This is a genomic window from Knoellia sp. Soil729 (assembly GCF_001427985.1).
Taxonomy (GTDB): domain Bacteria; phylum Actinomycetota; class Actinomycetes; order Actinomycetales; family Dermatophilaceae; genus Knoellia.
This window is the reverse complement of the sequence record NZ_LMSA01000002.1, coordinates 504,790-519,846: the sequence shown is the minus strand read 5'-3', so window position 1 is coordinate 519,846 and position 15,057 is coordinate 504,790. Positions and strand designations below refer to the sequence as shown.

Genomic DNA, 15,057 nt, shown 5'->3' with positions numbered 1-15,057 from the left:
TGCCCGTCTGCGGGCGCCAGCGATTCACTCACATAATGCCGATGAGCGGGCTGATGCCACCGGTGAACCGCCGACGAAGCGCCACGCACGCCGGTACGGTGCATGGATGCCGTCACGCCGAGCTGGGCGGCAGGCTTATTTCATAAACTTGGGGGGCGGATGCAAGTTCAGACGGACACCGGCCGCGGGTATTGCTCGTACGCACGGTCAGCTCGATGGTGGCGAATCAGGTGACCAGTTCTGGGAGGACCACAGCAATGGCGGCTCTGTCAGACGTCGCGGATCGAGCGCTGGAGGTTGCAACTCATAGGAGCCTTCGTGCGCGTTAGCAGGATCGAGTTCAACGGCTACCGCCGCCTCGCCAAAACAGCCACGGGCATCGACGGCCCACTGACTGCGTTCGTCGGGTTCAACGAGGCGGGCAAGACGACGGTCCTACGTGGGCTGCGGTGGTTCACACACGGTGGGCAAATCTCGCCGATCGACCACAACCGCAGCCGTCCGCCCGCGTCGGACAGCATCGCCGTCGTAAAAGTGTTCTACGAACTCGATGACGACGACAAGCAGGCCTACGCCGACATCGCGCTGGACAACCCGCCAGCGACGTTGGTCCTTTACAAGAAGCGGGACGGCAACCGCATCCGCTCTCTGTCCCCGGGTCCCGCCCGCCCGGCGGAGGCGTTCAAACTGGCAGGCGAACGCCTCGCTAAAATCACCATGACGCTGGCGGCTCAGTTTGCGGCCGCCGCCGATGAAGACGAGCAGGACCCGAACGACTGGGCCGAGAGCATGAGAGAAGCACTCTCGAGGCCGGATGAAGAATGGTCCCCTCAATGGACGAGCGCGCTCCGGTCACTTACTGCCTGGTTGAGGGAGACCCCGACTGGTCGTAAGCAGCCTCGCGATGCACGGCTCGCGCAGATGCTCGACGACGTTGACGGACTTGTCGCCGAGCCGCATCCATCAGAATCCGTCTGGAACGCCATCGCAGACCGAGTTCCTGACTTCGTGCTCTTCGAAGACGAGGATCGCGCCCTCGAAACGTCGTACAACATCAAGCCTGAGAACCGGGACATCTCACCAGCTGTTCAGCGGTTGCTGGCCCTCGCGGACATCGACCTTGACGAGATGTGGAGTCACATCCAGACCAACGATTCCACCAAGCGGGAGACCGCCCTCGAACGAGGCAATGACCGGTTGCGGGAGCTCTTCGATCAGGCATGGAACCAGAGCAAGATCACCGTTCGGTTCAACGTCAACGGCACCCTTCTAGAAGTCCTACTAAAGGAACTCGACGGCAACGGTGTCGTGACTAACATCTCCGAGCGCAGTGACGGGCTCAAAACATTCGTCGCGCTCGTCGCGTTCCTCGCATCCGGTCGACACACGGTGCCACCTGTGCTGCTCATCGACGAGGCTGAGACGCATCTCCACTACGACGCTCAAGCCGACCTCGTCAGTGTGCTGCTCAAGAGCATTGACGCCACCCAGGTCTTCTACACCACTCATTCGCCGGGATGCCTTCCCAGCGACCTCGGAACTGGAATCCGGGTTCTCGCTCGTGACCCCGAGTACGCGGATGCCAGCGTCATCAAGAACAACTTCTGGGAGGGTGAAGGTCCCGGATTCTCTCCGCTCCTGTTTGCCATGGGCGCAGGAGCCGCCGCTTTCTCCATGTGCCGCAACGCAGTGCTGGCCGAAGGAGCATCCGACATGGTGCTCCTCCCCACCCTCATTCGGAAGGCCACGAGGCTTGATGATCTCGACTATCAGATAGCCCCGGGCCTCGCTAATGCACACGGCTCGGGCATCCGTGTCGAGGAAGTCGCAGCCAAGGTCGTATACCTTACCGACGGCGACAAGGGCGGCGATGAACACAAGGCCGCTCTCAAAGGCGTAGGCGTTGACGGCAGTCGCATCTTCAGCCTCCCCATGGCGCAGGCGATCGAAGACCTCATCAACCGCGACGATTACCTCGTCGTCGTGAACAGGTTCCTCGACACGATGGGGCAGACCAAGCGGTTCACAGCCGCCGATGTCCCTGACGGGGTTCCCATCGCCAAAGCGTTCAAGGACTGGTCCAAGCGGGAAAAGGTTCGTACCCCGAGCAAGGTCGAGATGGCCTACGCGCTGGTCAGCGGGGATGCCCGGCTAACCCAATCCGGTAAGCGTGCGCTGGTCGGCTTGCACGACAAATTCACAGACGCGTTCAAGTCGGCTGCTGAATAGCCAAGCTAGATTTAGCTCGGCTTACCGATGGGTTCCGACTCGAGAAAAGGGGGCAGTCGCCCGTCGCAGCGCCCTGGGACGCGCAACTTCGGCAGAGCGGCCGCCATGCGAGCAACGGCGTCGGGCCCAACAATCAACCCGGGCCCGCGTCGCATCATGCCGCGGATAGGACGCGGGACGTGCCGATGAGCGACCAGTCGCGAAACCCCGCCCGGTTCCTAGTCGTTCTGTGCAGACGCCACGACGGCGGCAATGGTAGCCACTATCCAAGGCAGCATAATGACGCCGGCGCCTAGACCTTCCAGCCATTCGGATCGCTTACGGGCCTCACCGGACCACTCCAACACGGCGTTGACGAGCGGCAGCATCGCAAATGTTCCCGCTGCACCCAGTCCCCATAAGGCACACAATCGGACCAGTCCGTTTTCAGCTTCGTTCGACACGGCCCAAAGAGCCGCAACTTCCCCGAAGACAATCATGACCATGGCTATGAGAACGGTAAACACCGAGCCTACTGAAAGCGTGTGGTCGCTCCAGCGACGAGAAACGGCGGCCATCTCGATCAGACCGGTGAGCAGGAGCACCGGGATGATCTGCGAGACCTGTGCATAGAAGTCGACCGAGAGAATCACGGCCACACCTTAGCTGCGTGCTGTGTCATTGACGATGATCAGATTATGATCGCGCGGTGCTCCTAGGAACACCCGCTCATGCCGGGATCCGCTCGTTCAGTCAGTGGTCTCGCGAGGTGCGTCTTACGGCCGCGAGCCACGCACCACCGGTCAGCCGTGTGACTGGTGCACGGGAGCTGTTCCGGTCCTACGCTGGCTAGATGCTCGACCTGGACGCCATCGACGTTGAGGAGATCGCCACCGCCCTGGCAGATCAGACCGACTACGAGCATCGATGGTTGATCGACCCGAGAACGGGCGAGGTTGCGTTCTGGACCAGCGACTTGGGCATCGATGGCGAGAACCCGGTCGAACTCGACGAGCTGGACCTGATCGTGATCGAACCCCTCCCGTCCTACGTCTGGTATCAGGACATGGTCGACTTCTCCGACGGCATCGGCGACCGCGGCGCCGGCGAGCGGCTGCGCCGCTCGCTGGAGGGCAGGGGCGCATTCCGGCGCTTCAAGAATGCGCTGCACCAGGGGCACCCTGAGCTGATCTCGGCTTGGCACACGCTGCGGGATGCCAGGGCACGGGTCCGGGCCGTGCAGTGGCTGGCAGACGAAGGGCTGATCGACGAAGACGCCGCCCAAGGGTTCCAGCGAGACCACCCCGAGCCCGCCCTGCCGTGAGGCCGAGCAGCGCGGAGTCCGGCCAGATCCGCGTCGTTCTACCTGCGTCACTCCGCCGCGTGTGCTCCAACCCAGGCTTTGCGACAACAACTTGACGGAGATGTGCCGGTGGCGAAGCGGAGGGCGGCGCCGAGTCTTGGGATCCGCTCGGGGTTGTAGGGGACTGCTGGCATCGAAACTCACAGGACGGCGATAGCGATCCGACTAGTCGCGGACGCAGGGGCCGGCGGTCAGTGTTCCCGTTTGAGCCGGAACTGGGCTCAGCCGAAAGTTCCGGCGACGCCGCCGAGCAGGTCCATGGGGTTGATGCCTAGCTGATGGAGCAGGTCCGCGTGGGTGTCCGTGTCGACGACTTCGGGGAGCTCACGCTCTGCACGGTCCGCCACGTCGTCCTCGCCTCGGCCGCGAAGCTCGTCCACGATCTCCTGCCTATCGATCTCCACGTCGGCTTCCTCTCCTTAGGCCTCGGGTTGCTGGATCCAGACTGCCTGATCGGGCGACACAACTGAAGGCCAGAGCGCCTGGTCATGAGTGCCAGCGCACGGGACCGGCTTGGATCGGGGGCGGACCAGGACTGCGGCGCTGGGCGACCCACACCCGAATTGGCCTGGGCTCATGGCGAAAGGCGGTGCGCTGGTCGTACGCGCTCCGGCGTGCCGGATCCCGCAGAAGGTCATAGGCCTCGACGAGCTCCTGAACCGTGGTCTCCACCACCGGGTCGTCCGCGCTGCGTGCGTCTGGGTGACTCGTGCGCATCCCGGAGAGGTAGGCATCCCGGATCTGCCGCTGGGAGGCCTCGACGTCCACCTTCAGCACGGTGTAGGGGTTCATGGATGTAGGCGTCATGTCTGCTTCAAAGGGAATTATTGCTCCGCCGTGCCCTGACTTGAGGGGAGCAGTCCGAAGGGGTGGGCTCGCCTGGGCCGCGAACGGGTGCGCTTTGACAGCGTGGTCGTCGCGCCGGATGGCGTCGACGCGGTCACGAACGCGGCCCAGGCGAGGGCTTGGGATTCAGTTGTTCCTGTCGGGTCGGTGGTCACCTCCATCCGTGTCATCGACGAGGTTCTGACTCAGAACTTGCGTCGCGTCACCGCGGGGGTGAGCGCTGCCGATTGCGTTCACGCATGGTGCAAACCGGTGTCCGATCGGGCGCCAGCTCTGGGCGACCTGCCGCACGGTGCGAACTCGATGGAGGTTCATCGACCTCGCGTCTCAGTCGCGGGTGTGACGGAGGGGTTCGGCTTGGCCATTCTTCAGCCACGATGGCGTCGAACTCCTCCTTCACCAGCTCCGCGTCGCCGCACACGAGGTCGATGAACTCATCGACCAACTCGGGAGGTGCGCCGTGGAGCCAGACGGCGGGGACCGTGGGCATCCTTCTCACCCCTGAGGTCAGGCGCTGATCGCCTGCTGGTCCTCGTGGGCGCTGCTGATCTCGACCTTGCGTGGCTTCGCCTGCTCGGCGACCGGGATCGTCAGGGAGAGCACGCCTTCGTGGTAGCTCGCCGTGATCTTGTTGGTGTCGAGGTTGTCGCCGAGCACGAGCTGTCGGCTGAACACGCCGCGTGGGCGTTCGGCAGCCAGCAGCTCCGCGTCGCTGGCGCGCGAGGGGCGTTCGGCCTTCACGGTGACCACGTTGCGCTCGACGTCGATGTCGATCGAGTCCTGGCTGACGCCGGGGAGGTCGAACTCGACGTGGAACGTGTCGCCGTCGCGCCAGGCGTCCATCAGCATCGCCGAGGGCCGCGCGCGGGTGCCGTCGGGACCGAAGACCTGCTGGGTCAGTCGGTCGAGTTCACGGAATGGGTCGGTGCGCATGAGCATCGTGTCCTCCATGGATGTGCTGTGTTGATGGTGGAAGCGGCACCACAATCCGCGGGTTGGATCTGTGGTGATCGCTATAGATTTGTTGTAGCAGCGTCGGGCATACTGTGCAAGTCCCGAGTCACAAATTTTTCGAGGAGCTCCGATGGCCGAACCTGTCCACGACGGCGACCGGGGCGTCTACGGCATCTCCGTGGCCGCGGAGCTGGTCGGGATGGGTGCGCAGAACCTGCGCCTGTACGAGTCCCGGGGCCTGCTCGAACCGAGTCGCAGTGATGGGGGCACGCGTCGCTACAGCACGAACGACCTCGAGCGGTTGCGTCGGATCGGCGACCTGCTCGGCGAAGGCCTGAACCTCGTGGGGATCGGCATGGTGCTCGACCTCGAGAGCGAGAACGCCCGCCTGCGTGCCGACCAAGAAGAACGCGACTGACCCGGGCTCAGGAGCGCCGACCCGTCGAGGATGCGTGCTCGACGCAGGTCCTCGCCGTCGGACGCGCCTCCAGACGCCCCGGAGCGATCGCCCGGCCGCAGAACTCACACACCCCATAGGTTCCGGCCTCCACCCGCTGCAGCGCGGCCTCGATCTCACGCAGCTGCTCGCGGGCCTGAGCGGTCAGGGCGGACAGCTGCGAGCGCTCGTAGGCGATGGTCTGGCCCTCGGGGTCGTGCTCGTCATCGGCGTTGGAGTCGCGCGACGCCTCGAACATCAGGGCCATGTCGGCGTCGAAGTGGGCGATGCGGCCCTCCAGCTCAGCGCGCTCTTCGCACAGGAGGGCGGCAGCGTCCCGCTGCGCATCGTCGCTCAGCGCAGGGTTCGGCTCCCCGGCCGGAGGCGGCGTAGGCGTCATGGGTCCACGATGCCCCATGCCCCAGCGGATGACAGGATGACGGCCATGCAGACTCAGCACACTTCCGCCATCGTCACCGGCGGCGCCTCGGGCCTGGGCGCCGCGACGGCAGCCACTCTGGCAGCCCAAGGCGCCCACGTCTTTGCGCTCGACCTGGCCCAAGGCATCGAGCAGGCACCCCAGGTCGACGGTGTCACGTACGTCGCGACGGACGTGACCGACGAGGAGCAGGTGCGCGCCGCGGTCACCCAGGCCAGCGCTGACGCCGAGGCGCCCTTGCGCATCGTCGTCAACTGCGCCGGCATCGGGCCGAGCGCTCGCATCCTTGGCAAGAAGGGCGTGCACGACCTCGCGCTCTATCGCAAGGTCATCGAGATCAACCTCATCGGCTCGTTCACCGTCCTCGCCGTCGCGGCCGAGGCGATCGCGCAGACAGACCCCGACGAGAACGGCCAGCGCGGCGTCGTCATCAACACCGCGAGCATCGCGGCCTACGACGGACAGGTGGGCCAGGCGGCATACGCGTCGTCCAAGGGCGGCATTGTCGGCCTCACCCTTCCCGCGGCGCGCGACCTCGCGCAGTACGGCATCCGGGTCTGCACCATCGCTCCCGGCATCGTCGAGACGCCGATGCTCGCCACGGTCTCCGAGGAGTTCCGCGCCGGTCTGGCGGCGGGAGTGCCGTTCCCGCAGCGGCTCGCCACGCCCGAGGAGTACGCCAAGCTCGCGCTCGCCATCGTCGACCACGACTACCTCAACGGCGAGACGATCCGCATGGACGGTGCCCTCCGGATGGCGCCGCGCTGACGTGAGCCTCAGCCTCGAGCTGCTGCCCGGGGTCGACTGGTCTGTCTGTGTCGTCGACCTCGGCAGGGGCGAGGTGCTCGCCTCGCACGACCCCGAACGCCTGCTCTCCACGGCCAGCGTCGGCAAGGTCTTCGCCCTCATCGAGCTCGCCGAACAGCTCCGCTCCGGGGCACTGACCGTCGACCAGCCACTCGACCGGCGCGCGGTCACACCCGTGGCCGATTCCGGCCTGTGGCAGCACCTTTCGACCCACGTGCTCCCGCTGGCGGATGTCGCCCAGCTCGTCGGCGCGGTGAGCGACAACCTTGCGACCAACGTCCTCATCGACCTGCTCGGGATCGAGGTGATCCGCGCCAGGGCCGCGCAGTGGGCGCCCGGCGGGTCCGACCTCGTTGACGTCGTGCGTGGCCTGCGCGGTCCCGATGACCCGCCCCACCTCAGCCTCGGCTGTGCCCACGACCATGTGACCATCCTCAGCCGCCTGTGGGCGCAGCGCGATGACCCCGGTTCCGTCAGTGCCCAGGTACTGCGCTGGCTCGCGCCCGGCGCCGACCTCTCGATGGTCGCCTCCGCCTGGCACCAGGACCCGCTCTCGCACGCCGAGGAGTACGCCGGTCCCGTCATCACCAACAAGACCGGAACCAGCCTTGGGGTGCGCGCGGACGTCGGTGTCTTCCACAGCGGCGGGCGAGCCACGGCATACGCGGCCATTGCGAACTGGGCCGAGAACCCACCGGGCACAGGTCGCGACGACGTCATGCGGGCCCTGCGCGCCATCGGCGAGAACCTCCGCGCCGCACTGGCCTGACCGCCGCGAGGACGTGACAGGCTGGCTGGCATGACCTCCAACGACCACGGCCACTTCGACGACGCAGCCAGCACGTGGGATGACGACCCCGCCAAGATCGAGCGGGCCCGCGCCACGGCACAGGTGCTGCGCGACGCCCTGCACCTCAAGGGAACCGAGAGCGTGCTCGAGGTCGGTGGCGGCACCGGCCAGCTCAGCCTCGCCCTGGCCGACGACGTCGCCTCGGTCATCGTCACGGATGCTTCCGCGGGCATGGTCGAGGTCGCGCGCCGCAACATCGACGCCGCCGCACTGGGCGACCGCTTCGGCGCCGAGCAGCTCGACCTCGTCTCCAATACCCCGCCGCGCGAGAAGTTCGACGGAGTGTGGACCCAGCTCGCCCTGCACCACGTGCAGGAGATCGACAAGCTGCTCGAGCGGATCAGGGGACTGCTCGTCCCCGGTGGTTGGCTCGCCGTCGTCGACCTCGACGACGACCGCGAGGGCGCCTTCCACGCCCATTACGACGACTTCGACGGCCACCACGGATTCGACCGTGACGCCTTCGCGGAACGGTTGCGCCGCAGCGGTTTCCACGATGTCACCGTCACCGATGCCGGCTCCGTCGAGAAGGAGCTCGGCGGTGACGACCAAGGTCGCGGAACCTTTGGGATGTTCCTCGCGGTCGGCCGCGCCTGAGGCGTCGCCGTGAGTCGCAGGCTGCTCGACGACCTGGGTCACCCGGTCGACCTCCCGGACGATCCCGTATGCCGGGTGGTCTCGCTCGTGCCCTCCCTCACCGAGGCGGTGGCCGCCACCGCCCCGGGCGCGCTCGTGGGGGCGACGGACTGGTGCACGCACCCGGCCGAGCTCGACGTCACGCGGGTGCGCGGGACGAAGAACCCCGACCGTGCGGCCATCGCTGGGCTGCAGCCGGACCTCGTCATCGCCAACAAGGAGGAGAACCGCGAGCTCGATGTCTCGCGCTTGCGCGCCGCCGGGATCACGGTGTGGGTGACCGACATCGAGACCGTGCCGCAGGCGCTGACCTCGATGCGTCGGCTCCTCGTCGATGCCTGCCGCTGGGACGAGCCCGCTTGGCTCGTGGATGCTGAGCAGGCCTGGAGCGGGCCGGTTCCTGAGCCGCACACCCAGGTGCTTGTGCCCATCTGGCGCGACCCCTGGATGGTCGTCGGGCACCCGACCTTCACCGCCGACCTCCTCGCCCGCCTGGGCTTCGAGGTCGTCACCGCCGGTGAGCCCGGTCGCTACCCGCACGTGGACCTCGAGCGGCTCGACACAGCCGGCGCCGACGTCGTGCTGCTGCCCGACGAGCCCTACGTCTTCACGGCGGACGACGGGCCAGAAGCGTTCTCACGCACCGCGACCCGGCTCGTGAGTGGTCGGCTGATCACGTGGTACGGCCCGTCACTGGTCGAGTCCCGCCACGCCCTGGAGGCGTGACCGGAGTGACGGACCTGACCGGCCGGCATACGCGCCGGTCAGGGCAGCGTCAACGTGTAGTCGTTGAGGGTGAACTTGGTCGGCTCGCCGGTGTAGGAGACCTCGAAGCCGTATTCGACTTCGCCCAGGACCTGTGACGACTTCAGCCAGCCGTTGGCCACCGCCCACTGGAGGATGTGGGCGAGGTCGACGCTTCCCTTGTTGGTGACATTCTCCCGGATGAACCACATCGCGCTGCTGCTGCTGTTGCGGTAGGCGAAGTAGGTGACACCGTCGATGGTGACCTTCTGGCCGCGGTAGGTGTTGTACCAGTACTGCCAGTTCATGGTCCACGTGTTCCAGACCATGACCTCGGTGCCGAAGTTGTCGAGCCACAGGTCATAGGCGGCGTTCCACTGCTTGCCCTTGGCCGGGACGGTGCCACCACCGGGCGGGACGGTGACGTCGAAGGTGGAGGGCATGGACTTGAGGGAGCTGAGCGGGTAGCTGACGTGGCGCTGCGTGTCGGGATAGGTCTTGACGCTGTCGTCCGTGCCCGTGCCGGGCTGGTTCGACGTGACGGACCACTGGCGCGAGGAGCAGGCGCTGATCGTCTGGGGACCGGCCTCGCCCGACCACATGTTGTTGTTGACGAGGTAGCCGTTGGTCTGCCACGTGCCGAAGGCCTGTGACGAGGTCCACGCAGGGCTCGTGCAGGACGAGGCCGGAGGTGGGGTCGGCGTCGGGGTAGGCGTGGTCGGAGTTGGAGTTGGGGTGGGGGTGGTCGGAGTCGGAGTCGGAGTGGTGGGGGTCGGGCTGGGAGTGGTGGGAGTGGGGGTCGGCGTCGGCGTGGTCGACGTTGTCGCCAGGTGGTAGCCGGTGACGTCGGCGAGCAGGTGGATGGTGCCGGTGGAGTTGTTGTGGATKGCGATCTTGCCGTTGGAGCCGACCTGGGCGATGACGAGGTTGGCGGCCGTGTCGCCCTGCAGGAAGCTGAGGCTGGAGGCGTTGGGGCGGGTGGTGCCGTCCGGGTGCAGGGTGAGGTGTCCGGTGGCGGCGGGCCGGACGGCGGTGACGTTGAGCACGACGGAGGAGACGCCGGTGGTGGGGACTCTGCCTCTGCCGGTGACCTGCAGGTGCAGGGTGGCGCCGGGGCSGAKGGCGGCGACGGGGGCGCCGTTGCCCAGGCGGGTGTCCARGATGCGSGTCGGGGTCACGGGGACGAAGCCCCCGGCCGTGCTCGTCTCCACCGCAGCCACCGAGGAGGCGGTGCTCCCCGTTGCCCCCGTCAGGCCCCAGGACAGGCCGGACAGGGCCAGCGCCAGGGTGGTCAGGAAAAGAAGCGAAGCGCGAAAGGACCGTCTCATGGCATACCTCGGGCAGGAGGATGGTCCGGGCCGCCCTCGTCGGCGCGGTCGCCGTCAAGAGTACGAAATGATGGTTCCGTGACCACCCGATGAAGGGGAGCCTCATGGTGACACAGCGTTTCTCGAAGGAGAAGCGCTCATCCAAGTGGTGGCGAAATGACTAGTTCACGGCCGCCAATCGAGGGCTCACTCCGAGTAGAGGACCCGGAAGCGCTCACACACGACGGGCATGTCGGCGACGAAGCCGTGAGCGTGCGTGGCGACCTCGCGGAAGAACTTCTCATGCACCTCGCGCCAGTAGTCCAGGGACAGGTCGCCCTCGCCCTCGAGCCGGGCGTGCTCCTCGGTGACCTGGTCGAAGGGCACGATCTCGACGTCCGTCGTCTCGATGAGGGCTCGGGGCTGCCCTGTCCCGGCGAGGATGATGCTCAGCGCGCCGGGCTCGGGCAGGGGTTCGTTATCCGCCGCGTAGTCCCACTGCGCGCTCGCGGTCGCCGTCTTCGTGCCGGCGAGGACCAGGGCGAGCAGGTTGTCGGCCTCCTCTGCTCCGGTGCCGAACGACCACGCGGGCGGCGGCACCGAGTCGAGGACATTGGGCCCGAAGTAGGCCGGGACACCGTTGAGGCGGGCGTGCGCGCTGGCCACCTCCCAGAAGGTGTGGACCCGCTCGTCAACGGTCTCGAGGGAGCCCTCGCCGGACTGCGTCGTCACGTCGTCACTCATGCGGCCACTCTGCCAGTCGCGCTGGCAGCGCGGGCACCGTGCGTGAGACTGGGCCCATGAGGGCCATCCAGTACTCCGCCTACGGGGAGGCACCCACGCTGACCGACGTCCCGGACCCGGTCTGCGAGCCCGGCGGAGTCGTCGTCGCCGTGGGGGCGACCGGTGTCTGCCGCTCGGACTGGCACGCCTGGAAGGGCCACGACCCCGTGCCGCTCCCGCAGATCCCCGGCCACGAGCTGGCCGGCACCGTCGCCGAGGTCGGTGTCGACGTCACCAAGTGGCTCGTCGGCGACCGCGTCACCGTGCCGTTCGTCTGCGGCTGCGGCGTGTGCGACCTGTGCATCACCGGCGACGCGCAGGTCTGCCCCGACCAGACCCAGCCCGGCTTCACGGGACGCGGGTCCTTCGCCGAACGCGTCGCCATCAGCGCAGCCGACGCCAACCTGGTCGCGTTGCCCGACGAGATCGACTTCGTCACTGCCGCCTCGCTGGGCTGCCGCTTCGCCACCGCCTTCCGCGCCCTCACGGCGCATGGCCGGCTCACGCCCGACCAATGGCTCGCTGTTCACGGCTGCGGCGGAGTCGGACTGTCCGCCGTGATGATCGGCGTGGCGCTCGGCGCCCGCGTCGTCGCCGTCGACGTGGCCGACTCGGCCCTCGCGCGAGCCCGGGAGCTCGGCGCCGAGCACGTCGTCAACGCCACCATCCAAACCGACACGGCGGCCGCCATCCGCGAGCTCACCGGCGGCGGAACCCACGTCTCCATCGACGCCCTCGGCACCCCCGCCACGGCGGTCGCCTCGGTCAGCTCCCTGCGACGCCGGGGCCGGCACGTCCAGGTCGGCCTGCTTCTCGGCCCCTCGTCGACGCCGCCGCTGCCCATGGACCGGGTCATCGCCCAGGAGCTCGAGATCCACGGCTCGCACGGCATGGCCGCCCACGAGTACGCCCCGATGCTGGCGCTCATCACCGAGGGCAGGCTCCGGCCGGACCTGCTCGTCGGCGAGGTCCTGCCGCTGGACCGGGCCGGTGCGGCACTGGCCGCGATGGACTCCCCGCCGACGTCGCCGGGGATGACCGTCATCAGCCTCGGAGGCTGAGCACGAGGACCGGATTTCACCCCCGCGCAGGTGTCCGTGTAGCATTCCCGACGCACTCAGCCCGGGTCTGACCCGGTGCCTGAAACGCCCCCTTAGCTCAGTCGGTAGAGCGTTTCCATGGTAAGGAAAAGGTCGTCGGTTCGATTCCGACAGGGGGCTCTGGTCAGGGTCATCGCCGCACGGTGGTGACCTCCGGCCCCCAAGGCGGGGTAGCTCAGCTGGTTAGAGCGCACGACTCATAATCGTGAGGTCGCGGGATCGAGCCCCGCTCCCGCTACGCAGCGCGATTTCGGGGAATACCCGAACCCGCGTACTCTGTTGTGCTGGTCGTCGCGTGAAGCCACATCGTTGAACTGGCGCGACACACAGTTTGCATCACACCACGATCACCCTTTTCGAGAGCAGGTTGCCCCGATGGCCAAGGCCACTGACGTCCGCCCCAAGATCACCCTGGCGTGCACGGAGTGCAAGGAGCGCAACTACATCACCAAGAAGAACCGTCGGAACGACCCCGACCGGCTCGAGCTGGCGAAGTTCTGCCCCCGCTGCAAGAAGCACACCGAGCACCGCGAGACCCGCTGACCCCAGCGCCTCGTCCGCCGAAGCCGCCCCACCTCACGGTGCCGGGCGGCTTCGTCGTTCCCGGGTCTCTAGAGTGGGCGCATGAGCGAGACTTCCGTGGTCAACACCGACTTCGTGGGGCGCACCTACCCCCCAAGCGGTCCGTATGCCGTGAGTGCAGCCGACATTGCCGCCTTCGCCGACGCGGTCGGCTCGGACGACCCCATGCACCGTGACGCCGAGGTGGCCCGTGCTGCCGGCCATCCCGACGTCATCGCACCGCCCACGTTCGCCGTGACCCTGGGGCAGAAGTGCGACCGCGAATACATTCTGGATCCCGAGGCGGGCATCGACTACAGCCGCGTCGTCCATGGCGAGCAGCGTTTCGTCCATCATCGCCCGATCGCGGCCGGTGACGAGCTCCTCGGTGAGCTCACCGTCGACGCGATCCGCATGGCCGGTGGCCACGCGATGATCACGACCCGCACCGAGCTCACCGCCGGCGGCGAGCCGGTGTGCACCTCGACCTCCACCATCGTCGTCCGAGGAGGCGAGGACCAGTGACCGTCCGCACTGCTGGAGAGACCCAGGCGGGCGACGTCTTCGGACCCGTCACCGTCGAGGTCGGTCGCGACACCTTGGTCGCCTACGCCCACGCCTCCGGCGACCAGAACCCCATTCACCAGGACGAGGACTTCGCGAAGTCGGTCGGCCTGCCCGACGTCATCGCCCACGGCATGTGGACCTTGGGCGCGGCCGGGTCCGTGGTCTCCGACTGGGCCGGGGGAGCAGACCGCGTGGTGGAGTTCGGCACCCGCTTCACCAAGCCCGTCGTCGTCCCTGCTGCGGGCGCGCAGGTCCGCGTCGAGGGCGTCGTCAAGGCCGTCGACCAGGACACCCGCCGGGCGACGGTCGAGGTCACGGCATCGGCCGACGGCGCCAAGGTGCTCGGCCGCTGCATCGCGATCGTCCAGCTCGACTGATGCAGGAGCTGCACGACGTCTCCCTCGCCGAGCACACGACGATGCGGGTCGGCGGCCCCGCGCAGCGCCTGGTCGTCGCCGAGACCATCGACGAGCTCGTGGACGCAGTGCGCGAGGTCGACGACGCCCAGGAGCCCCTGCTGGTCCTCGGCGGCGGCTCCAACCTCGTCATTGCGGACGAGGGTTTCGCGGGGACGGTCGTCAGGGTCGCGACCTCCGGCATCGAGGTGGAGTCCCAGGACTCCTGCGGTGGGGCGACCGTGCGTATCGCCGCTGGCGAGGTGTGGGACGACGTCGTGAGCCAAGCGGTCGCGCAAGGGTGGTCGGGAGTCGAAGCGCTGTCCGGCATACCCGGTTCCACCGGAGCGACGCCCGTGCAGAACGTCGGCGCCTACGGCCAGGAGGTCGCCCAGACGATCGCCCGCGTCCGGGTCTGGGACCGCGGCACCCAGGAGGTGCGCAGCTTCAGCGCGTCCGAGTGCAGCTTCACCTACCGTCACTCCCGCTTCAAGGCGAGCTCGAACTACGTCGTACTCGACGTGACCTTCCAGTTCGTCGTCGCCGACCTCTCGCGGCCCATCGCCTACGCCGACCTCGCCGCGGGTCTCGGTATCGAGACCGGCGCGCGCGTGCCGCTCGGTGATGCCCGTGAGGCCGTGCTCGAGCAGCGCCGCAAGCGCGGCATGGTGCTCGACCCGGCCGACCACGACACGTGGAGCTGCGGCTCGTTCTTCACCAACCCGATCATGTCGACGGCCCGGTTCGAGGACCTGCAGTCGCGGGTGCGTGCCGAGCTGGGCGACGACGGCCCCACCCCGCCGCGCTTCGAGGACGCCGACGGCGGTGTCAAAACGAGCGCGGCCTGGCTCATCGACAAGGCCGGTTTCGGCAAAGGCTTCGGTATGCCGGGTCCCGCCGCCTTGTCGACGAAGCACACGCTCGCGGTCACCAACCGTGGATCGGCGACGGCCGCGGACGTGGCCGCGCTGGCCCGGCAGGTCCGCGACGGGGTGCACGACCGCTTCGGTGTCACGCTGGTCAACGAACCCGTCTTCGTCGGTCACGAGCTCTGAGAGGGG

19 protein-coding genes and 2 tRNA genes are annotated in these 15,057 nt (G+C 67.6%); 14 read left to right on the top strand and 7 right to left on the bottom strand.

From position 1 onward, the window contains the following. Nucleotides 1-318 precede the first annotated feature (318 nt). The gene (locus ASG74_RS07475; protein WP_056140933.1) at nt 319-2,229 is read left to right on the top strand and encodes an AAA family ATPase; all 1,911 of its coding nucleotides are present in this window, start codon (nt 319-321) and stop codon (nt 2,227-2,229) included. Between the two features lie 218 nt (nt 2,230-2,447). On the opposite strand, the gene ASG74_RS07470 is transcribed toward ASG74_RS07475, so the two are convergent. Next, nucleotides 2,448-2,861: a hypothetical protein gene (locus ASG74_RS07470; RefSeq protein WP_056140931.1), complete on the bottom strand. Its 414-nt coding sequence runs from the start codon at nt 2,859-2,861 to the stop codon at nt 2,448-2,450. Between the two features lie 200 nt (nt 2,862-3,061). Between ASG74_RS07470 and ASG74_RS07465 the strand changes: the two genes are divergently transcribed. Further along, entirely contained in the window at nt 3,062-3,532 is a 471-nt protein-coding gene (locus tag ASG74_RS07465) for a UPF0158 family protein (protein ID WP_056140928.1), read from the top strand. A gap of 260 nt (nt 3,533-3,792) precedes the next feature. Here the strand turns inward: ASG74_RS07465 and ASG74_RS07460 are convergent, their stop codons facing one another. The 3 genes from ASG74_RS07460 to ASG74_RS07450 all read right to left on the bottom strand — a co-directional run bounded on the left by ASG74_RS07460 (nt 3,793) and on the right by ASG74_RS07450 (nt 5,356). Next, the gene (locus ASG74_RS07460) at nt 3,793-3,975 is read right to left on the bottom strand and encodes a hypothetical protein (RefSeq protein WP_056140925.1); all 183 of its coding nucleotides are present in this window, start codon (nt 3,973-3,975) and stop codon (nt 3,793-3,795) included. 82 nt (nt 3,976-4,057) lie between these two features. Then, a complete protein-coding gene (locus ASG74_RS07455) occupies nt 4,058-4,378 on the bottom strand; it encodes a J domain-containing protein (RefSeq protein ID WP_082569586.1) in 321 nt (106 codons plus the stop codon). A gap of 546 nt (nt 4,379-4,924) precedes the next feature. Then, nucleotides 4,925-5,356 (bottom strand): Hsp20/alpha crystallin family protein, encoded by a 432-nt coding sequence (locus tag ASG74_RS07450; protein ID WP_056143303.1) that lies wholly within the window; start codon nt 5,354-5,356, stop codon nt 4,925-4,927. Nucleotides 5,357-5,501: 145 nt separating this feature from the next. Here ASG74_RS07450 and ASG74_RS07445 point away from each other — a divergent pair, with 145 nt between their 5' ends. Next, a complete protein-coding gene (locus ASG74_RS07445; protein WP_056140919.1) occupies nt 5,502-5,789 on the top strand; it encodes a MerR family transcriptional regulator in 288 nt (95 codons plus the stop codon). A 7-nt stretch (nt 5,790-5,796) separates the two neighbouring features. On the opposite strand, the gene ASG74_RS07440 is transcribed toward ASG74_RS07445, so the two are convergent. Next, nucleotides 5,797-6,207: a TraR/DksA family transcriptional regulator gene (locus ASG74_RS07440; RefSeq protein WP_082569585.1), complete on the bottom strand. Its 411-nt coding sequence runs from the start codon at nt 6,205-6,207 to the stop codon at nt 5,797-5,799. Nucleotides 6,208-6,252: 45 nt separating this feature from the next. On the opposite strand from ASG74_RS07440, the gene ASG74_RS07435 reads away from it, so the two are divergent. From ASG74_RS07435 to ASG74_RS07420, 4 genes are read left to right on the top strand one after another with little or no spacing between them, the layout of a single operon-like run. Continuing rightward, entirely contained in the window at nt 6,253-7,014 is a 762-nt protein-coding gene (locus tag ASG74_RS07435) for an SDR family NAD(P)-dependent oxidoreductase (protein WP_056143298.1), read from the top strand. A 1-nt stretch (nt 7,015) separates the two neighbouring features. Next, nucleotides 7,016-7,822, top strand: coding sequence for a serine hydrolase (locus tag ASG74_RS07430; protein ID WP_056143296.1), 807 nt, complete (start codon nt 7,016-7,018; stop codon nt 7,820-7,822). 30 nt (nt 7,823-7,852) lie between these two features. Next, on the top strand, nt 7,853-8,500 hold the full coding sequence (locus ASG74_RS07425) for a class I SAM-dependent methyltransferase (protein WP_056140916.1): 648 nt from the start codon (nt 7,853-7,855) through the stop codon (nt 8,498-8,500). 9 nt (nt 8,501-8,509) lie between these two features. Continuing rightward, on the top strand, nt 8,510-9,265 hold the full coding sequence (locus ASG74_RS07420; protein WP_056140913.1) for a helical backbone metal receptor: 756 nt from the start codon (nt 8,510-8,512) through the stop codon (nt 9,263-9,265). Nucleotides 9,266-9,303: 38 nt separating this feature from the next. Here the strand turns inward: ASG74_RS07420 and ASG74_RS17425 are convergent, their stop codons facing one another. Together ASG74_RS17425 and ASG74_RS07405 are read right to left on the bottom strand one after the other, a co-directional pair. Beyond that, entirely contained in the window at nt 9,304-10,611 is a 1,308-nt protein-coding gene (locus ASG74_RS17425) for a hypothetical protein (protein WP_200942545.1), read from the bottom strand. A gap of 186 nt (nt 10,612-10,797) precedes the next feature. Beyond that, a complete protein-coding gene (locus ASG74_RS07405; protein ID WP_056140906.1) occupies nt 10,798-11,334 on the bottom strand; it encodes an ASCH domain-containing protein in 537 nt (178 codons plus the stop codon). Between the two features lie 56 nt (nt 11,335-11,390). On the opposite strand from ASG74_RS07405, the gene ASG74_RS07400 reads away from it, so the two are divergent. From ASG74_RS07400 to ASG74_RS07370, 7 genes are all read left to right on the top strand, one after another. Beyond that, nucleotides 11,391-12,434 carry a zinc-dependent alcohol dehydrogenase family protein gene (locus ASG74_RS07400; protein WP_056140904.1) on the top strand — a complete coding sequence of 348 codons (1,044 nt, stop codon included), beginning with the start codon at nt 11,391-11,393 and terminating at the stop codon, nt 12,432-12,434. Between the two features lie 86 nt (nt 12,435-12,520). Then, nucleotides 12,521-12,593 (top strand) — tRNA-Thr (locus tag ASG74_RS07395). Between the two features lie 44 nt (nt 12,594-12,637). After that, nucleotides 12,638-12,711: transfer RNA gene (locus ASG74_RS07390), tRNA-Met, on the top strand. A gap of 137 nt (nt 12,712-12,848) precedes the next feature. Then, nucleotides 12,849-13,016: a 50S ribosomal protein L33 gene (gene rpmG, locus ASG74_RS07385; RefSeq protein ID WP_009776014.1), complete on the top strand. Its 168-nt coding sequence runs from the start codon at nt 12,849-12,851 to the stop codon at nt 13,014-13,016. Between the two features lie 81 nt (nt 13,017-13,097). Further along, entirely contained in the window at nt 13,098-13,559 is a 462-nt protein-coding gene (locus ASG74_RS07380; RefSeq protein ID WP_056140902.1) for an FAS1-like dehydratase domain-containing protein, read from the top strand. Then, nucleotides 13,556-13,978, top strand: coding sequence for a MaoC/PaaZ C-terminal domain-containing protein (locus ASG74_RS07375; RefSeq protein WP_056140899.1), 423 nt, complete (start codon nt 13,556-13,558; stop codon nt 13,976-13,978). Before ASG74_RS07380 ends, ASG74_RS07375 begins: the two co-directional genes overlap by 4 nt. Next, the gene (locus tag ASG74_RS07370; RefSeq protein ID WP_056140896.1) at nt 13,978-15,051 is read left to right on the top strand and encodes a UDP-N-acetylmuramate dehydrogenase; all 1,074 of its coding nucleotides are present in this window, start codon (nt 13,978-13,980) and stop codon (nt 15,049-15,051) included. The genes ASG74_RS07375 and ASG74_RS07370 overlap by 1 nt, the downstream gene beginning before the upstream one ends. Nucleotides 15,052-15,057: the final 6 nt, after the last annotated feature.